Here is a 16,693-nt window from a genome sequence, read left to right as displayed (position 1 = left end):
TTACTTTTTACGGGGCTTGCCGTCTTCTGTATAGTTCCAGAACATGGGGCCCAGGCCCAAAGTCTTTTCGTTCCACTTACTTGCAGGCAGCCAATCCGTAAATAGCGAACCAAGGTCCTCGGGGTTCGGTGTGAATTTTGTCTTTGGAAACTTGAAGTCTTTCGGTGGCCATAGCTTATTAATCCCCAGCGCCTTGTCCGCAAGCGTCCAGGCTTTTGCACTGGCGGCATAAGGTGCCCAGGCGATCTTGAGCGTCTGAAACATCTGACTGGGATAGAAATCGGGTGTGATCACCTCTACCGGTTTACCTGCATCGCCTTTGTCCGGTTCTCTTTGCGCGGCCTGACGTACGCCTTCAGCTGCGATCAGCCCTGTTGCACAAGCTCCTTCGACGGTCGAAACATCTGCGAAATTTCTGACGTAAGTCCCGGCAAGAAACAGGTTCTGGAACTTAGTCTCGACCTCGGGGCGGTGTTCCCAACTGCCAGTGAGGTTGGCAAAAAGCTCTTCGCCCGTATTTGTGTCGACAGAGGTCTGGAACAGATCGATATCAGCCTCGGTTATCTCTAACTTGGCAGTGATTTCTCGCAGAATATAGTCGATCGCGGTTTTGGGGTTTTTGAGATCCAGAATGAGGTTCTGGTTTTCGTCTCGGCGTTCGGGTTTTACAGACAACAGCGATTTGAAATCCGATACTGTCACATAAAGGAAGGTGTTTTTGAGGCCCCACGTCGCCGAGTAGTTGAGGAACGTCATCTCATAGGGCGTATCCATGAAAACCACCACTTCCGTAGGGATGCCGGGTAGTTTCCGCTTGAGATAAAGCTCGACCGACGCCATCGGCTCGGCTTCCAGATATCGCAACTGGCCCAGGGCAGGGTCGGCATTGTACAAATCATCGGTCACCATCGATGCCATCCCACCAGGTGTAATGCTGATGATCACGTTCTCATCGCTTACATCTTCGACGATGTCTTTCTTTGCGACCTTCCAATCGGGATTAACCGATGGCGACTTGGTCACCTTGTCGAACACCAGCCGCTCGATCCGAGTTCCATCCTCACTGGGATGAACTTCGCGAAGTCGGTGACGGTACTTGAGTTCGAACCGGTCACCAAACTGCTTGAGCTTGGCATGGAAAGGATCAATCAGGGTGTCCTTCTTGGATCCATCAAACAGCCAAAGCTGCGGAACTGGAACGCGGTTGCCATATTTCAGGAAGGTTTTGTAGCTGCGCGCTGAAGCTTGCCAACTGTCGATGGCCCAGACGGTCTGCCAGATCTTCTCGTGAAGTTTTGCGACGTCATCGGTGCAATAGGGCCGTCCACGCAGCCACCCGTTGAACGACATTCGGTCCAGCTTGTCATCTTCACTGTCCGGGATCGAAAGCAGATCGACCATCGAATACATGAACAGGAAGAGTTCAGCAGGCGGCGCCGCGCCGCCGGTGAGATTGCGATAGAAATCCTGAATGCCGCCCGGGTTCACCATTTCCGGCATGTTGTCGAGATCACCGTCATAAAGAAACTTGAAAGCTTCGCGTGGTGTGAAGTTCTCTTCGATCCCCAGGTCTTCTGCGACCGACCAGAAGTTGTAATACCAATTGCACAGCATGTGATAGCTGTGCTCGCGCGGATAATCGCCGTGGTCGTGCTCCTTATGGGACCGCAACATTCCACCAATGAAATTGTCCTGCTCATACAGCGTGACGTGGTATCCCCGCTCCAACAAACGCAGAGCCGCGGTGAGCCCGGCGATCCCGGCCCCGACGATTGTTACCTTATGCATGCTCACTCCCCCGGTTTTCTGCGTCACAAGTCTGCAATAGCAGACCGGCGCCGTCAAAACTTGTCTAAGGTTACGCTGCTTCAGGCATCAAAGGAAACTATTTCAGAGTGTTGCGGGAAAATGATCCGCATGACGAATGGTGCAAAGGGTCATGTCGCTGCCGTGAAGATACGGTTCTGTGACTAGGGTAGGGGCCTTGGCTGAATCAGAAATGCTGCGCGATGCACGAATGGCAGTATTTCGTGCTTCCTGCGCGCAGCAAGAAATTGCAGTGACCGCCAAGGGCTCATTCCCACCCTTCTCTGTACGTTGAACTAAGTTCCGACCCGGTCACGCAGGGAATTCCGGCGGCCAAGAAGGAAGAGCTGTAGTTGGCGTACAACTGTTAGGTTTTGGTGGAGCCTAGGGGAGTCGAACCCCTGACCTCTTGCATGCCATGCAAGCGCTCTCCCAACTGAGCTAAGGCCCCTTCCAGGTACCGCCGTAGCGGTGGACGGACGTTTATGAGACGGCGGCGATGAGCGCAAGTCCAAAAATGGAGATTGCGGAAAAGTTTCTGCCTCTCATCCGAGGGTAGTCAGAGGCGGCGCAAGGGCCGCCCCGGACCGCTTTTAGCTGTCGTCTTCCGCTGGCATATCGGTGATCTCGTCCAGCGAAACTTCTTCGCTGCTGTCGTCATCATCGTCCAGCAGATCATCGTCGAGTTCGACGTCGACACTGTCGTCATCGTCCATAGCCAGATCTTCTTCCGACGCATTTTCGCGTGCTTTGGCCGATGCGGCATCTTCCGCGTCTGCGGCGATCATCCGGCTCTTGCCGGTTTCAAGCTCCACGATCTCGCCGGTGTAGGGGCTGATGATCGGGTTCTTGTTCAGGTCGTAAAACCGCTTACCGGTGGTCGGGCAAACGCGCTTTACACCCCATTCTTCCTTGGGCATTTCAGATCCCCTTGATATCAGGTGAGTCGTAGTAATGATTCAGGTCACGTGCCACATGCAGCGGGCACTGTCAAAGCCTTTGAGCAGGAGAAACAGGCACATGGGGGATCACGCATTGCCCGGAAAACCGCCGGTGCCGCTAACGCTGCGCAAATCGGCCAGGGCGCGGCGTATCAGCTTGCGGATTTCTCAATTGGATGGGCGGGTTACACTGACCTACCCTAAAGGTGTGGCTGAAGCCGAGGCGCTGAATTTCGCCAAGGTCAAGGAAGACTGGATCCGTCAGCATCTTGAGGATCGACCCGACCCATCAGCCGTAGGATTCGGGCAATCAATCCCCATAGAAGGCAAAGATAGGCGAATCGTACCCGCAGAGGGTCGACGCGTTCTGCTGCGCGACGCAGAGGTTGCAGTCCCCAAAGGGGCGGAAGCCCGGCGATTGGCAAGGTTCTTAAAGGAACTGGCGCGGGATCGCCTGACCGAGGCCTGCGACGATTATGCGACAATGTTGGGCCGACCTTACTCTAGCCTGACCCTGCGCGATACGCGGTCCCGTTGGGGATCGTGCAGTTCGGCTGGTGGTCTGATGTTTTCCTGGCGTCTGATCCTCGCGCCATCGGACATTCTGCATTATGTCGCCGCACATGAGGTCGCGCATCTGGCCGAAATGAACCATTCGCCCGCGTTCTGGTCGCAGGTCGAGCGCCTGTTTGGTGACTGCAAAGCCCAAAGGCGCTGGCTGCGCGACAACGGGGCGCAGCTTCACCAGTACAGATTTGATGGCGCGACGAGTTGACCGCGCGGCGATTTGTGATCACATGGGGTTATGTTAAGCGCTCGCCCAACCGACACCCAACCTGCAGCTCATGATCTGGTCTATCGAGCCCTGCGCTCACGCATCATGCACGGCGACATAGCGCCCGGGCAGGCGTTGACCCTGCGCGGGATCGGCAAAGAATTTGATGTCTCAATGACGCCAGCGCGCGAAGCGGTGCGGCGACTGGTGGCCGAAGGGGCGTTGTTTCTGTCTTCCTCGGGTCGGGTGTCTACGCCCGAGCTGACCAATGACCGTATCGAAGAGCTGGCGGCTCTGCGTGCACTGCTCGAGGTCGAGCTGGCCAGTCGCGCATTGCCCCGTGCACATATGGCCCTGATCGACCGCTTGCAGAGCATTAACATGACCGTCGCGGAAATGGTCACGAAACGGGATGCTGTCGGTTACATCCGGTCGAACCTGGAATTCCATCGTACACTGTATCTGCGTGCTCAGGCTCCGGCGATGCTTGCCATTGTGGAAACGGTATGGCTTCAGCTGGGGCCAACAATGCGGGCGCTCTATGGGCGGTTGCGGCGGACAGAGCCGCCGCATTATCACAAGCTGATCATCGCCGCGTTGAAGGCGGGGGATGAGCCCGGATTGCGGCTGGCCCTTCGTTCAGATGTGACCCAAGGCCTACGGATGCTGGTCAGCTGAGCGGCTTGTCGCCGAAGTGATTGGGTTGCCATTTCCGGGCGCTGCGGAACTAGCTTGCGCACTTGGTCTGCGATACTCTGACCCAAATCACAACAAGAGCAGATTTCAGACATGATCAATCGACGCCTATTTTCAATTGGACTTGGGTCAACCTTTTTGGCCGCCTGTTCCGGTGGCACGCCAACCAGCGCCCCGGCAACGCGGATGCGGGCCGTCCCCAACGCAGGGTGGGACGCCTGGGTCGCCGGTTTTAAATCGCGAGCGACCTCGCAAGGCATTTCTCCGGCCACTATCAACCGGGCCTTTCAAGGTGCGGGGTATTTACCAGACGTGATCGAAAGGGACCGCAATCAGGTCGAATTCAAACGCTCGCTTGAGGACTACCTGGCGATTGCAGCTTCCGATGAACGGATCGCAACCGGCAAGCAGATGCTGGTGCGCCATGCCGGAACCCTGTCAGCGATCGAGGCAAAATACGGTGTCGACAAAGAGGTTATCGTTGCTGTCTGGGGCCTGGAAAGCCGTTATGGATCTCGCCGGGGGGACGTGCCGGTGGTGTCGGCGGTGTCGACTTTGGCCTATGACGGGCGCCGCGGCGCGTTTTTTGAAAAACAACTGATTGCTGCCCTGAAGATCATTCAAGAGGGTGACACGACGCCTGGAAACATGACCGGCAGCTGGGCCGGGGCGATGGGGCACACGCAGTTCATCCCGACATCCTACCTGGCTTATGCGGTGGATTTCACCGGTGATGGCCGTCGGGATATCTGGTCCGAGGATCCCACAGACTCTTTGGCCTCGACCGCCGCATATCTGGCGCGGGCTGGTTGGGTTCGCGGACAGCCTTGGGGTGGCGAAGCAGGCACTGTTTCGGGAACGCCTGTCGCGGTGTTACAGCCGCAAACGCCGGGGCCGCGCATTGCTGTGTTCAGCAATTTCCAGGTGATCAAGCGCTATAACAACTCGGACAGCTACGCGATTGGCGTTGGGCATCTGTCGGACCGGATCGCGGGTGGTGCGCCGTTTCAAGCCTCGTTCGGACCCGATGCAACCGGGTTGACGCTGGAGGATCGCAAAGAGCTGCAGCGCCGTCTGACATCCGCAGGATACGATACGCAGGGCGCGGATGGGGTTATCGGCAACAACACGAAATCCGCAATCAGCGCATATCAGCGCGCCAGTGGTTTGGCCGTAACCGGGGAACCTTCGGCGGCTTTGTTGCGCCAGCTCGGCGGCTGACGGTTTAGGCCGCCAACCCTTTCGAGCCGATATCCAGGAACTTTTGGCGGCGGTCCTTGATCAGGGCTGCCGCATCCTTGCCATCCAGCTCTTTCAGCATGGCAGCAATGGCGCCTCGTACAGAGTCGACCGTTGCGGCGCGGTCGCGATGCGCGCCACCTTTGGGTTCGGTGATAATGTGATCACAGACGCCCAGCTTTTGCAGGTCTTGCGCGGTCAAGCGCAGGGCCTCGGCGGCCTCACGCATTTTCTCCGAGTCTTTCCACAGGATCGACGCGCAGCCTTCGGGCGAGATCACCGAATAAACCGAATGCTCCAGCATCGCGACGCGGTTTGCCGTGGCAAACGCTACTGCACCGCCGGAGCCACCTTCGCCGATGATCACGGATACCAAAGGCACGCCGATCTTCAGGCACATCTCGGTCGACCGTGCGATGGCCTCGGACTGGCCGCGTTCTTCGGCACCTTTGCCCGGATATGCACCGGCCGTGTCGATCAGGGTAATGACAGGCAGGCCAAAACGCCCGGCCATTTCCATCAGGCGTACGGCTTTGCGATACCCCTCGGGTCGGGCCATGCCGAAATTCCGTTCGATCCGCGATTTGGTGTCTGAGCCTTTTTCGTGTCCAATCACCATGACAGGCTGGTCATCGAAACGGGCCAGACCACCAATCACAGCCAGATCGTCGGCAAAGTTGCGATCACCCGCCAGCGGCGTGAATTCGGTAAACAGCTCTGCCACGTAATCCTGGCAATGGGGGCGTTCAGGGTGACGTGCGACCTGACATTTCCGCCACGGAGTGAGGTCACCGTAAAGCTCGTCCAGCAGCTTGGCAGCCTTGGCGTCCAGCGCAGCGGCTTCTTCGGCCACGTCCATCTCTTCGTTGGCACGGGCCAGCGCGCGCAGTTCCTCGGCCTTGCCTTCGATCTCGGCCAGGGGTTTTTCGAAATCCAGATACTGGGTCATGACGCCTCTCAACGCGGAAGTTCCATGCTATATGAACTTGCTGTCAGAGGAATGCAACACAAGGTAAAGCGGGCCCCGATCAAGGGCCGCGCCGGTATGGGTCACTTCACAGGTACGTAGCTGGACGGTAGGCCGTCGTCGTCAGCGTTCACCATGTAGTACTGGTTCTCGCCGCTGTCCCAGACCAGAAATGCGTCCGCGCCTTCGGGTTTGGTCTGTTCGCCCCATGGGGCCTGAATGGTCAGAGTTTCGCTTTTTGCATATCCCAGATCAGACAGGCGCAGCATATCAACCGGTGTCGTCTTGAGCGCGCCGACAATGCCGGGCGCCTGATCTTCGAACATCGCCTTGACTTCAGGGGCCATGTCCAGCCGTTCGATCAGGCGCGTATTCTTGGCCGCAACATCGTCCAGCGAAACCAGCTCGTAGGCCTCGTCAAACGTGCTCTTGCCGATGATGTAAAAGTCCGGGCCATCCTTGCGGAACTGCAGCGCAATAATCGAACCGGTGTTCTCGGTCAGGTAAGCCTGATCGTAACTGGTGCCATCAACCGAACCGAGGTTGTCGCGGATCGCGTCGGGGATGGCGTCGAAGTCATCGCTGGTCAGCTGCCAGCCAAGGATCGGTCGATCCTTGATATAGGCTTCGGGCGCAGGGTTATGCTGACTGACACGTTCGGAAATCATGGATTGCGTCTGGAGGTCATCGGCCTGCGCAATAACCGGCATTGCGGCAAGGACGGCGGCAAACACGATTTGGCGGAACGGGCGAGATGGATTGTTCATTTTGGTCCTCATTTACCATGTTGAAAATCTATTGGTGTCGTGAGTTATGCGCACAGTGTAACATTCTTACCTGTGTATTCCGATGTGATTTCAGCAAAATTCGTAGCTGCGGAATAAGCATCCTTAGGCGGGCTAAGGGGTAGGGTGCCGATGACTAACTGTTATAAAGACCGTGTTCTGCGTGTGCTGGCCCACATTCATGATAACCAGGCCGAAGACCTGCCGCTGAAATTGCTCAATTCGGGTAAAGGACCGGGTAGAGCGAGCCAACGAGCAAGGCCGCCATTGTCCAGTTAAACACCATCAACCGGCGCGGGTTCGTCAGGATGCGTGCCATTTGCTGTCCCAGAACGGTCCATGTGCTGACCGAGGGCAGGTTGACCGCTCCGAAAACAAGGGCCACGACAACGATGGCCTGAAGGGTCTGGTCCGGTGTGTAGGCGGTTGTGGCTGTCAGGGCCATGGCCCAGGCCTTTGGATTGACCCACTGAAACGCTGCCGCCTGCAGGAACGTCATCGGCGTGCCTGCCGTGCTTTGCCCCTTCGCCGGGGCGGCATGGGCGATTTTCCAAGCAAGAAAAAGCAGATACGCAACAGAGGCGAATTTCAGCACCGTGTAGCTGATCGGATATCTGTCGAATAGCTGCACCAGTCCAGTGCCGACCAATAGCACCATGAAGGTAAACCCAAGCCCGATCCCCAGCATATGCGGGATGCTTTTGCGAAAACCGAAATTGGCCCCAGACGCCATCAGCATCAGGTTGTTGGGTCCAGGTGTAATGGACGAGACAAAAGCAAAGGCGATCAGGGCCAGAAGGATATCGTAGGTCATGAGTTGGATAATTGCTGCAATCCGAACAAATGAAATTGCGTTTTAATGCGCGATCTCGTTAATGTCACAATCAATGGCGAAAATTGACCACATAAATCAGCAAATATTGCGAGAGCTTTCGCAAGACGGCCGCATCAGCAATCTGGATCTGGCAGACCGGGTGGGGTTATCGCCTTCTGCCTGCCTGCGTCGAGTGCAGGAACTTGAGCGTTCGGGTGTAATTTCGGGTTATCGCGCAGTTTTGAACCCATCCGAGATTGGCGTCGGATTCGTCGCCTATATCGGCGTTGGGCTGGGTGAACATACCAAAGCTGCACAGGAAGGGTTCGAACGCGCCCTTCAACGTGTGCCGGAAGTGGTCGAATGCCACAATATCACGGGAACCATCGAATACCTGTTGCGCGTGGAATGCGCGGACTTGTCTTCGTACAAGACATTCCACACCGAGGTTCTGGGAACACTGCCACATGTGACGTCGATCACGTCATATGTGGTGATGGATTCCCCCAAAGATATGCGCGCCTGACTTTGGAATTGTGAACGTCAACCGGCTTGCCGGGTGAATTTTCACAGCCTAGTGTCTTCTCAAGGATCTGATCGAAAGGGGAACAACCCCTACAGGCCACACACAGGGAGAAGATAATGAGATTTGTTCGCATTGGGGCGCTAATAGCAGCCGCGGCGTTTATCGCCAGTTCAGCAGTGGCCGCGCCGCTCAAATTGCAACCCGCCAGTCCGCAGCCCAGTCCAAAAGCGGGATTGAATGTAAAATATGTGGGAACTGGCACACAGCGCAAAATCCGCAACCTCACTCATGCCAAGCAGTTGTTGCCTAAGGCTCAGCCGGGGCAGCCGCTGAGCGGTTTGGATTATCGGGACACAAACGAGGGCGAAGATGTTTTGACGTTCGACCACCACTATAATGTCGCCGCAGAAATCACCGGTTACATGCGCTTTGACTCACCGGGAGTTTACGAGTTGGAGACGTGGTCGAACGATGGGATCGATGCCTGGGTCGGTGGGCAGCAGATCGGCAAAGTCAACAGTATTCAGGGTTGCGAGGCCAATCAACGAACCGAAGTAGAGGTGCCGAAGGCGGGTTGGTATCCGCTGAAGATAATCTATTTCCAAAAGCTCGGTACATCTTGCTTGATGATGAAGTCGGGAAAAAAAGGTGACCGTTTTACATGGACGCCCAATAACGTCTTTGGTCGGTAGGTTCCAAAAAAGGCGTCCGTTAGGACGCCTTTTTTGATTGGATCAATTTGCGGCGATCAATTCGGCCTGCGCCACGATCACCTCGGCCTGTTTGATCGAGGCGATGTCGACCAGACGACCTTTGTAGACAGTTGCGCCTTCGCCATTGGCTTTGGCTTGCTCCATCGCCGCCAGAATTTCGCGCGCCTCAGACACGGCTTCGTCTGATGGGGTAAAGACCTGATTGGCCAGTGCGATCTGCTTGGGGTGGATTGCCCATTTTCCGACCATGCCCAATGTGGCCGAGCGTTTGGCTTGCGCGATATAGCCTTCGTCGTCTGAGAAGTCGCCGAATGGTCCGTCGACCGGCAGAACGCCGTGCGTCCGGCATGCAGCAACAATGGCAGTCTGCGCCCAATGCCACGGGTCGGACCAGTGCTTTTCTCCCTCATGCAGCATGTAGTAGTTCTCTTGCGTGCCACCGATGCCGGTGGTCTGCATCCCCATCGAGGCCGCAAAGTCTGCTGCACCCAGGCTCATCGCTTGCATGCGCGGAGACGATGCCGCGATGTCTTCGACATGGGCAACGCCAGCTGCGGATTCGATGATGACCTCAAAGCTGACGGGTTTTGTACGGCCCTTTGCGCGCTCGATGGCAGTGACCAGCGCGTCCACGGCATAGACATCCTCTGCGCATCCGACCTTGGGGATCATGATCTGATCCAGCCGGTCGCCGGCCTGTTCTAGCAGGTCGACCACGTCGCGGTACCAATAGGGGGTGTCCAGCCCGTTGATGCGCACGGACATGTATTTGTTGCCCCAGTCGACGTTGTTCAGCGCTTCGATCACATTTGCGCGGGCGGCGTCCTTGTCCGAAGGCGCGACCGAGTCCTCGAGATCGAGGTTGATTACGTCTGCGGCCGACGCGGCCATTTTCGGGAACAGCTTGGTGTTTGATCCCGGTCCGAACAACTGACAACGGTTGGGGCGCGCGGGGGCGGCGGGTTGGATGCGAAAGCTCATCTGGACCTCGTGCGAGAAAGGAAATTACGATTTTCTTTCCTCATGGGGTATTAAATTGCGCAAGCCATAGCAAGCATCTTTGTGCAGGTGCGGCAATGCAATCGCAGCAATTGCCGCAATACAGGGTCAAAACAGCGATTAAAGTTTAATCGCTTTGAAAACTTGAAAGATCAGTGCGCAATTTAGGGAGAAGGCGCAAAAATTTCCCACGTGACGGGGCGTCGTTGGGCGAAAACGCGAAACACTCGTGGAAATCGTCCCATAGATTGCGCCAGAATCAAAGGAGTGAACCGCAATGATCGAGACACCGTACCTGCTGTTTTTGGGCGATGCGCCCGACCAATTGGCGGCCAAAGTTGCAATCGGCATTAAGGACTGGCGTCCTGAGAATGCCGTTGGCCAGTACCGTATGGAAGGTTGCAAGGCTGATCTGGGCCTGACCGACATGTCCCTGACTGAGGCGAAAGAAGCCGGCGCCAAGACGCTCGTTATCGGCGTCGCCAACCGTGGTGGCGTGATCAGCCAGGAATGGAAGAAAGTTCTGGTCATGGCGTTGGAGGAAGGCTTCGACCTCGCCTCTGGCCTGCACAACCTGCTGAGCGACGAGCCCGATCTGGTTGCCGTCGCCGAGGCCACCGGCCGCAAGCTGCACGATGTTCGCGTGCCTTCGGTGGAATATCCGATTGCAAACGGCATCAAGCGCAAGGGCAAGCGCTGCCTGGCGGTTGGGACCGATTGCTCGGTTGGTAAGATGTATACGGCCATGGCGATGGATGCCGAGATGCGCCAGCGCGGTATGAAGTCGACCTTCCGTGCAACCGGTCAGACCGGCATCCTGATCACCGGGGACGGCGTGCCGTTGGACGCGGTCATCGCGGATTTCATGGCCGGTTCGGTCGAATGGCTGACACCTGATAACGATGACGATCATTGGGATTTGATCGAAGGGCAGGGGTCGCTGTTCCACGTGTCCTATTCCGGTGTGACCATGGCGCTGATCCACGGCGGCCAGCCGGATGCGCTGATCCTGAGCCATGAGCCGACCCGCGACCATATGCGTGGGCTGCCAACCTATCAACTGCCGACATTGGAAGCGCTGCGCGACACGGCGCTGGGTCTGGCCAGGGTTGCCAATCCGGATTGCCAGGTCGTTGGTATTTCGGTCAACACCCAGCATATGTCCGAGGATGACGCCACTGCGTATCTGGCCAAAGTCGAGGCTGAAATGGGCCTGCCCGCGACCGACCCGTTCCGCTTTGGGTCGGGCAAACTGGTGGATGCGCTGGCCGCACTGTGATCTAAGCGCGTCGGAGGCGGGATTGTCCGCCTTCGGCGAGAGTATTTTGAAAAAGATGAAGGAGCTGGCGCGTGCAGGTAGAAATCTCTCGTGACGTGTTTCGGCTGGCGCAGGTTTTTACGATCTCGCGCGGGTCTCGGACCGAGGCCAAGGTGCTGACGGTTCGGATTTCTGACAGAACCCATCAGGGGTGGGGCGAATGCGTGCCCTATGCCAGGTACGATGAAACGCTGGACTCGGTCGAGGCCGAGATTGCAGCTTTGCCTGCCGAGTTTACCCGCGACAGCCTGATGGACCTTTTGCCTGCCGGGGCGGCACGGAATGCGGTTGATTGCGCCCTTTGGGACCTTGAGGCCAAGCGCGCAGGAAAGCGGGCCTGGGATCTGGCCGGGCTGCCGATTCCGGGGCCAGAAATCACAGCGTATACGCTGTCGCTGGATACCCCGGAAAAGATGCAGGCGCAGGCCGCAGCCAATGCGCATCGACCCTTGCTGAAGATCAAGCTGGGCACACCGGATGACATGCCCCGGCTGGAGGCCGTGCGTGCAGGTGCACCAGATGCCACGGTCATCGTGGACGCCAACGAAGGCTGGTCAGCTGCGGTTTACGCCGACCTTGCCCCGCATCTGGTGCGTTTGGGTGTGGCCCTGGTCGAGCAGCCTTTGCCCGCCGGGGAAGATGACGCCCTGATTGGAATGGAGCGCCCCGTGCCGGTGTGTGCTGACGAGTCCTGTCATGATCGCACCAGCCTACCAGCGCTCAAGGGCAAGTATGACGTGGTCAACATCAAGCTCGACAAAACGGGCGGCTTGACTGAGGCGCTGGCCCTACGCCAACAGGCGCTGGCTGAAGGTTATCGCGTGATGGTCGGATGCATGGTTGGCAGCTCTCTAGCCATGGCGCCTGCGACACTGTTGGCACAGGGTGTGATGGTGACAGACCTTGACGGGCCGCTTCTGCTGGCCGAAGACCGCGACAACCCGCTGATTTTTGATGATGCCGGAGTGCACCCGCCCAAAGCGGACCTCTGGGGCTGAGGAGACAAGACATGACCCGCACCGTTTATGTAAATGGCGAATACCTGCCCGAGACCGAGGCCAAGGTGTCCATCTTTGACCGTGGTTTTCTGTTTGCAGACGCTGTCTATGAGGTCACCAGCGTTCTGGATGGCAAGCTGATCGATTTCGAAGGTCACGCCGTGCGTCTGAAGCGGTCTCTGGATGAGCTGGAGATGGCTGAACCCTGTACCAAAGATGAGCTGCTGGAAATTCACCGCAAGCTGGTAGAGCTGAACGGCATCGAAGAAGGTCTGATCTATCTGCAGGTCAGCCGTGGATCGGATGGCGATCGAGACTTTGTATTCCCGTCCGCAGATACTAAGCCCAGCCTTGTGCTGTTCACCCAGAACAAGCCGGGCCTGGCCGATAGCCCAGCCGCCAAGAAGGGTGCCAAGATCATCTCGATCGAAGACATCCGCTGGGGCCGCCGCGACATCAAAACCGTGCAGCTGTTGTACCCGTCGATGGGCAAGATGATGGCCAAGAAGGCGGGCTGTGACGATGCGTGGTTGATTGAAGACGGTTATGTGACCGAAGGCACTAGCAACAACGCCTACTACGTCAAGGACGGCAAGATCGTCACCCGCCCGCTGTCGAATGACATCCTGCACGGCATCACCCGCAAGGCCGTGCTGCGCATGGCGGCCGAGGCACAGATGGAAGTTGAAGAGCGCCTGTTCACCATCGAAGAAGCCAAAGAGGCGGATGAGGCCTTCACCACCTCGGCCAGCGCGTTTGTCATGCCCGTGGTCGAGATTGACGGGGTTGCGCTGGGCGACGGTACACCGGGACCAATCGCCAAGCGTTTGCGAGAGATTTATCTGGACGAAAGCCGCAAGGTCGCAATCTAAAGAAAAGGCCCGCCAGATTGGCGGGCCTCTTTCGGTTTGGGCGTCATCCCTTGTTCGTTACATTCTCTTCGAACGCGACTTTGAAGGCGGCCTGTTTTTCCAGGCTGGCGTCGGTCTGGTATTTGGCTTTCCACTCATCCATGGTCATGCCGTAGTAAATTTGACGGGCTTCGTCCTTGCCCATCTCAATGCCTTTTTCGTTGGCTGCTTCCTGATACCACCGCGACAGACAGTTGCGGCAGAACCCGGCCAGATTCATCATGTCGATGTTTTGCACATCAGTGCGGTCCTCCATCAGATGCTGTTGCAAGCGACGGAATGCGGCGGCCTGAAGTTCGATTTCGGTTTGCTTGTCCATGGTCTAGCTCCGGATGACAGAAATGCGTGCTGTATGTGACCTAGCGGCCCGTGGGCGATGTTTCAACAATCAGCGTATCAGGCCAGTTTCAAAGCCAGCCATGGGGTGATGCAGAAGATCAGCGTCAGGGTCTTATAATTTGCCAGGTACCGGAAATACGCCCGTTTCACTGCGGGGCGTTCCATCTGGAACATTTTGCCGTGGATGCCTGCGATCCAATCCTGCAACAGCAAGATCATCATTGTGGTGAACAGCAGAACCGCGATGTTAAGCACGGCCATCCAGCCAAAGACGGACGTCAGAAATTCCTGAGTCATTGTGGCCTCCTTTGCCCTTTTAATATGTGGTCTGGGGCGGGCTCTCACAAGGAAGTGAGGGCTTTTGTCACAAGCCGCTTTGGTCCAGCGCGTCCTGAAGGATGGGGGCTAGCCGCTCGGCCCATTCTCGCTGTCCCGCGTGTTCGGCAATCAGGTCATTGCGCAGCTCGATCAGTGCGTTGGGGCGACCAAAACTGGTACAGTGTTTGTCAATGGCATCACCGGGCAGCACGCCGGTGTAGGGTTCATTAACGCCAACGCAAAGGTCACTCTCGGCCTCAAGACGGTTGATCAACGGGCCCGAGAACCGTTCGTCCGGAGTGTGCAAAACCCCGACATGCCAGGGGCGGGGATCACGACCCCTTAGTTGCCGCGTAAACGAGTGCATCGACACGATCACCGCATGCGGCAACGCGGCCATCTGCGCCAGCGCGTCATGATACGGGCGATAGCACATGTTCAACCGTCGCTCTCGTTCTGCCGCATCGGCGTGCCGGTTGCCGGGAATGATCGACCCGTCATAGAGCTTCATCAACAAGGTCGGATCATCTTCGCCGCGGTTCGGATCAATCACGAGGCGGGAAAAATTGGCTGCGATCACGGGCGCATTCAAAAGCTCACCCAGATGCTTTGACACCTCGTAGGCACCTACATCATAAGCGATGTGGCGTTCCATATCTTCACGAGGCAGGCCAAGGTCGCCACCGTGGATTTCGGGCGGAACCAAGTTGGATGCGTGGTCGCATGTGATCAGCCAACGCGAGGGCCGATCCGCGCCGTGGATAAAAAACGGGGAATACGTCATAAGCCTGTCATCTAGTTTGTCGCAGGTGTAGGGCAGTTGCTTTGAAAAGGGAATTGCGCAATAAGCAGGCTGAGCAATGTTTGCGGTAACATTTGCGCAGGATCAAGAGAAGATGTTAGGAGAGCCAGACCAATGCGACGCCTGAGAAATGTGAAAATCGTGGCGACGCTGGGACCGGCGTCTAATGACTATGACATGATCCGCGCGCTGTACGAGGAAGGCGCAGACGTCTTCCGCCTGAACATGAGCCACGGCAGCCATGATGAGATCCGCGAACGCCACCGGATTATCCGACAGATCGAAAAAGATCTGGACAGGCCAATCGCAATTCTGGCCGACCTTCAAGGACCCAAGCTGCGTGTCGGGGTGTTCGCCAACGACGCAGAAGAACTTGAAGAAGGCGCCGCCTTCCGTCTGGACTTGGACCCTGCGCCCGGAGATATCACCCGCGTTTGTCTGCCGCATCCTGAGATTTTTGCCGCGTTGGAGCCGGGTGCGCGGCTTCTAGTCAACGACGGCAAAATCCGTCTGACCGTGCAGGACTGTGGCCAGGATTTTGCCAATTGCACCGTTGAGGTTGGCGGCACGATCTCGAACCGCAAAGGTGTGAACGTTCCTGATGTGGTGCTGCCGCTGGCCGCTTTGTCGGCCAAAGACCGCGACGATCTGGAATTTGTCTGTCAACTGGGCGTGGATTGGCTGGCGCTCAGCTTTGTGCAGCGTGCCAAGGATGTGTTTGAGGCCCGCGCGCTGGCTGATGGGCGTGCGTCCATCCTGTCCAAAATCGAAAAGCCTGCAGCGGTCGAGGCATTCGACGACATTCTGGATGCCTCAGACGGGATCATGGTCGCGCGCGGCGATCTGGGTGTCGAGCTTCCGGTGTCAGCCGTGCCCCCGATCCAGAAACGACTGGTGCGCAAATGCCGTGGGGCGGCTAAGCCTGTTATCGTGGCCACCCAGATGCTGGAAAGCATGATCGAAAGCCCGATGCCAACCCGGGCCGAGGTCTCGGATGTGGCGACAGCAATCTACGAAGGCACGGATGCGATCATGCTCAGCGCGGAATCGGCTGCTGGTACGTACCCGATCGAGGCTGTGCAAACCATGAACAAGGTCGCCATCGAGGTCGAAGCGGACCCGACCTATACGCAGATCATAGCGGCGTCCCGGACGGCAAAGGGGACCACTATTGCCGATGGTATCGTTGCCGCCGCGCGCGAGATTGCCGAAAAAACAGATATCAAAGCGATTTGCTGTTTTACCCAAAGCGGCACCACCGCGCTGCTGACCGCCCGCGAACGTCCCGGCGTTCCGATCATCGCAATGACGCCTGCCACCGGAACCGCGCGGCGTCTGTGTCTGAGCTGGGGTTGTCATTGCGTGATGACGCCCGAGCTTGAACGGTTCAAAGGTGCCGTCGTCAATGCGGCCCGTGCGGCCCGTGCCGGTGGGTTCGCATCCGAAGCCGATCAGATCGTAGTGACTGCCGGTGTGCCTTTCAACGTCCCGGGAACGACCAATATTTTGCGCATCGCACCCTGTGATGAACGGCTGATCTATAACACCGATCCCGGCTGATTACAGCAATGCCGGGCCCGGTGAAATATAGTATCAAACCGATACGCCTAAATTTTAGGCGAAAAAATAACAACAATTTCAATTGTATAGCGAATTATTGGTTGCTCCCATAAGATAACTCTCTGTTTTTTGGGGTTTTTCCGGGATACTCGGGCGCATGGGCGGTCCACTTAATAAGTTCCAGGT

General features: G+C 57.2%; 18 protein-coding genes and 1 tRNA gene. 9 read left to right on the top strand and 10 right to left on the bottom strand.

The window, feature by feature from the left end:
• The 3 genes from DS906_RS17570 to DS906_RS17560 form a co-directional block, all read right to left on the bottom strand.
• Positions 1–1,788, bottom strand: a complete 1,788-nt coding sequence (locus DS906_RS17570; protein WP_113791396.1) for an FAD-dependent oxidoreductase — start codon at positions 1,786–1,788, stop codon at positions 1–3.
• 393 nt (positions 1,789–2,181) lie between these two features.
• Positions 2,182–2,257 (bottom strand) — tRNA-Ala (locus DS906_RS17565).
• Between the two features lie 142 nt (positions 2,258–2,399).
• A complete protein-coding gene (locus DS906_RS17560; RefSeq protein WP_113791395.1) occupies positions 2,400–2,726 on the bottom strand; it encodes a TIGR02300 family protein in 327 nt (108 codons plus the stop codon).
• 100 nt (positions 2,727–2,826) lie between these two features.
• Between DS906_RS17560 and DS906_RS17555 the strand changes: the two genes are divergently transcribed.
• The 3 genes from DS906_RS17555 (at position 2,827) to DS906_RS17545 (ending at position 5,439) form a co-directional block, all read left to right on the top strand.
• On the top strand, positions 2,827–3,522 hold the full coding sequence (locus DS906_RS17555; protein WP_233494831.1) for a M48 family metallopeptidase: 696 nt from the start codon (positions 2,827–2,829) through the stop codon (positions 3,520–3,522).
• A gap of 30 nt (positions 3,523–3,552) precedes the next feature.
• On the top strand, positions 3,553–4,200 hold the full coding sequence (locus tag DS906_RS17550; protein WP_113791393.1) for a GntR family transcriptional regulator: 648 nt from the start codon (positions 3,553–3,555) through the stop codon (positions 4,198–4,200).
• 111 nt (positions 4,201–4,311) lie between these two features.
• The gene (locus tag DS906_RS17545; RefSeq protein ID WP_113791392.1) at positions 4,312–5,439 is read left to right on the top strand and encodes a lytic murein transglycosylase; all 1,128 of its coding nucleotides are present in this window, start codon (positions 4,312–4,314) and stop codon (positions 5,437–5,439) included.
• Positions 5,440–5,443: 4 nt separating this feature from the next.
• Here DS906_RS17545 and DS906_RS17540 read toward each other — a convergent pair whose 3' ends face one another.
• From DS906_RS17540 to DS906_RS17530, 3 genes are all read right to left on the bottom strand, one after another.
• Entirely contained in the window at positions 5,444–6,406 is a 963-nt protein-coding gene (locus DS906_RS17540; RefSeq protein WP_108861352.1) for an acetyl-CoA carboxylase carboxyltransferase subunit alpha, read from the bottom strand.
• 101 nt (positions 6,407–6,507) lie between these two features.
• Positions 6,508–7,191, bottom strand: a complete 684-nt coding sequence (locus tag DS906_RS17535) for a hypothetical protein (protein WP_113791391.1) — start codon at positions 7,189–7,191, stop codon at positions 6,508–6,510.
• A gap of 235 nt (positions 7,192–7,426) precedes the next feature.
• On the bottom strand, positions 7,427–8,023 hold the full coding sequence (locus DS906_RS17530; RefSeq protein WP_113791390.1) for a LysE family translocator: 597 nt from the start codon (positions 8,021–8,023) through the stop codon (positions 7,427–7,429).
• 73 nt (positions 8,024–8,096) lie between these two features.
• On the opposite strand from DS906_RS17530, the gene DS906_RS17525 reads away from it, so the two are divergent.
• Together DS906_RS17525 and DS906_RS17520 are read left to right on the top strand one after the other, a co-directional pair.
• Positions 8,097–8,549 carry an Lrp/AsnC family transcriptional regulator gene (locus tag DS906_RS17525; RefSeq protein WP_113791389.1) on the top strand — a complete coding sequence of 151 codons (453 nt, stop codon included), beginning with the start codon at positions 8,097–8,099 and terminating at the stop codon, positions 8,547–8,549.
• A gap of 176 nt (positions 8,550–8,725) precedes the next feature.
• On the top strand, positions 8,726–9,241 hold the full coding sequence (locus tag DS906_RS17520; RefSeq protein ID WP_369935213.1) for a PA14 domain-containing protein: 516 nt from the start codon (positions 8,726–8,728) through the stop codon (positions 9,239–9,241).
• A gap of 42 nt (positions 9,242–9,283) precedes the next feature.
• Here DS906_RS17520 and DS906_RS17515 read toward each other — a convergent pair whose 3' ends face one another.
• A complete protein-coding gene (locus DS906_RS17515) occupies positions 9,284–10,243 on the bottom strand; it encodes an L-malyl-CoA/beta-methylmalyl-CoA lyase (protein WP_113791387.1) in 960 nt (319 codons plus the stop codon).
• Positions 10,244–10,538: 295 nt separating this feature from the next.
• Here DS906_RS17515 and dgcN point away from each other — a divergent pair, with 295 nt between their 5' ends.
• From dgcN to DS906_RS17500, 3 genes are all read left to right on the top strand, one after another.
• Positions 10,539–11,540 (top strand): N-acetyltransferase DgcN, encoded by a 1,002-nt coding sequence (gene dgcN, locus DS906_RS17510; RefSeq protein ID WP_113791386.1) that lies wholly within the window; start codon positions 10,539–10,541, stop codon positions 11,538–11,540.
• A gap of 71 nt (positions 11,541–11,611) precedes the next feature.
• Positions 11,612–12,577 carry an N-acetyl-D-Glu racemase DgcA gene (gene dgcA / locus DS906_RS17505; protein WP_113791385.1) on the top strand — a complete coding sequence of 322 codons (966 nt, stop codon included), beginning with the start codon at positions 11,612–11,614 and terminating at the stop codon, positions 12,575–12,577.
• An 11-nt stretch (positions 12,578–12,588) separates the two neighbouring features.
• The gene (locus tag DS906_RS17500; protein ID WP_113791384.1) at positions 12,589–13,449 is read left to right on the top strand and encodes a D-amino-acid transaminase; all 861 of its coding nucleotides are present in this window, start codon (positions 12,589–12,591) and stop codon (positions 13,447–13,449) included.
• 43 nt (positions 13,450–13,492) lie between these two features.
• Here DS906_RS17500 and DS906_RS17495 read toward each other — a convergent pair whose 3' ends face one another.
• The 3 genes from DS906_RS17495 to DS906_RS17485 all read right to left on the bottom strand — a co-directional run bounded on the left by DS906_RS17495 (position 13,493) and on the right by DS906_RS17485 (position 14,929).
• The gene (locus DS906_RS17495; RefSeq protein WP_113791383.1) at positions 13,493–13,807 is read right to left on the bottom strand and encodes a DUF1244 domain-containing protein; all 315 of its coding nucleotides are present in this window, start codon (positions 13,805–13,807) and stop codon (positions 13,493–13,495) included.
• A gap of 77 nt (positions 13,808–13,884) precedes the next feature.
• Positions 13,885–14,124, bottom strand: coding sequence for a DUF6868 family protein (locus DS906_RS17490; RefSeq protein WP_113791382.1), 240 nt, complete (start codon positions 14,122–14,124; stop codon positions 13,885–13,887).
• Between the two features lie 67 nt (positions 14,125–14,191).
• Positions 14,192–14,929, bottom strand: a complete 738-nt coding sequence (locus tag DS906_RS17485; RefSeq protein WP_113791381.1) for an N-formylglutamate amidohydrolase — start codon at positions 14,927–14,929, stop codon at positions 14,192–14,194.
• Between the two features lie 132 nt (positions 14,930–15,061).
• Between DS906_RS17485 and pyk the strand changes: the two genes are divergently transcribed.
• Positions 15,062–16,507, top strand: a complete 1,446-nt coding sequence (pyk, locus tag DS906_RS17480; RefSeq protein WP_113791380.1) for a pyruvate kinase — start codon at positions 15,062–15,064, stop codon at positions 16,505–16,507.
• Positions 16,508–16,693: the final 186 nt, after the last annotated feature.

Origin of the sequence: Ruegeria sp. A3M17 (genome assembly GCF_003318255.1) — a bacterium.
Classification (GTDB): Bacteria; Pseudomonadota; Alphaproteobacteria; order Rhodobacterales; family Rhodobacteraceae; genus Ruegeria.
This window is presented reverse-complemented; position numbering and strand designations above follow the sequence as displayed.

Bases quoted from the DNA above. Each gene is read 5' to 3' on its own strand.
- DS906_RS17535 (WP_113791391.1), bottom strand. From the start codon at position 7,191: ATGAACAATCCATCTCGCCCGTTCCGCCAAATCGTGTTTGCCGCCGTC.
- DS906_RS17550 (WP_113791393.1), top strand. From the start codon at position 3,553: ATGTTAAGCGCTCGCCCAACCGACACCCAACCTGCAGCTCATGATCTG.
- dgcN (WP_113791386.1), top strand. From the start codon at position 10,539: ATGATCGAGACACCGTACCTGCTGTTTTTGGGCGATGCGCCCGACCAA.
- DS906_RS17560 (WP_113791395.1), bottom strand. From the start codon at position 2,726: ATGCCCAAGGAAGAATGGGGTGTAAAGCGCGTTTGCCCGACCACCGGT.
- DS906_RS17515 (WP_113791387.1), bottom strand. From the start codon at position 10,243: ATGAGCTTTCGCATCCAACCCGCCGCCCCCGCGCGCCCCAACCGTTGT.
- DS906_RS17525 (WP_113791389.1), top strand. From the start codon at position 8,097: ATGGCGAAAATTGACCACATAAATCAGCAAATATTGCGAGAGCTTTCG.
- DS906_RS17555 (WP_233494831.1), top strand. From the start codon at position 2,827: ATGGGGGATCACGCATTGCCCGGAAAACCGCCGGTGCCGCTAACGCTG.
- DS906_RS17490 (WP_113791382.1), bottom strand. From the start codon at position 14,124: ATGACTCAGGAATTTCTGACGTCCGTCTTTGGCTGGATGGCCGTGCTT.
- DS906_RS17500 (WP_113791384.1), top strand. From the start codon at position 12,589: ATGACCCGCACCGTTTATGTAAATGGCGAATACCTGCCCGAGACCGAG.
- DS906_RS17540 (WP_108861352.1), bottom strand. From the start codon at position 6,406: ATGACCCAGTATCTGGATTTCGAAAAACCCCTGGCCGAGATCGAAGGC.
- DS906_RS17530 (WP_113791390.1), bottom strand. From the start codon at position 8,023: ATGACCTACGATATCCTTCTGGCCCTGATCGCCTTTGCTTTTGTCTCG.
- DS906_RS17495 (WP_113791383.1), bottom strand. From the start codon at position 13,807: ATGGACAAGCAAACCGAAATCGAACTTCAGGCCGCCGCATTCCGTCGC.
- DS906_RS17570 (WP_113791396.1), bottom strand. From the start codon at position 1,788: ATGCATAAGGTAACAATCGTCGGGGCCGGGATCGCCGGGCTCACCGCG.
- pyk (WP_113791380.1), top strand. From the start codon at position 15,062: ATGCGACGCCTGAGAAATGTGAAAATCGTGGCGACGCTGGGACCGGCG.
- DS906_RS17545 (WP_113791392.1), top strand. From the start codon at position 4,312: ATGATCAATCGACGCCTATTTTCAATTGGACTTGGGTCAACCTTTTTG.
- DS906_RS17485 (WP_113791381.1), bottom strand. From the start codon at position 14,929: ATGACGTATTCCCCGTTTTTTATCCACGGCGCGGATCGGCCCTCGCGT.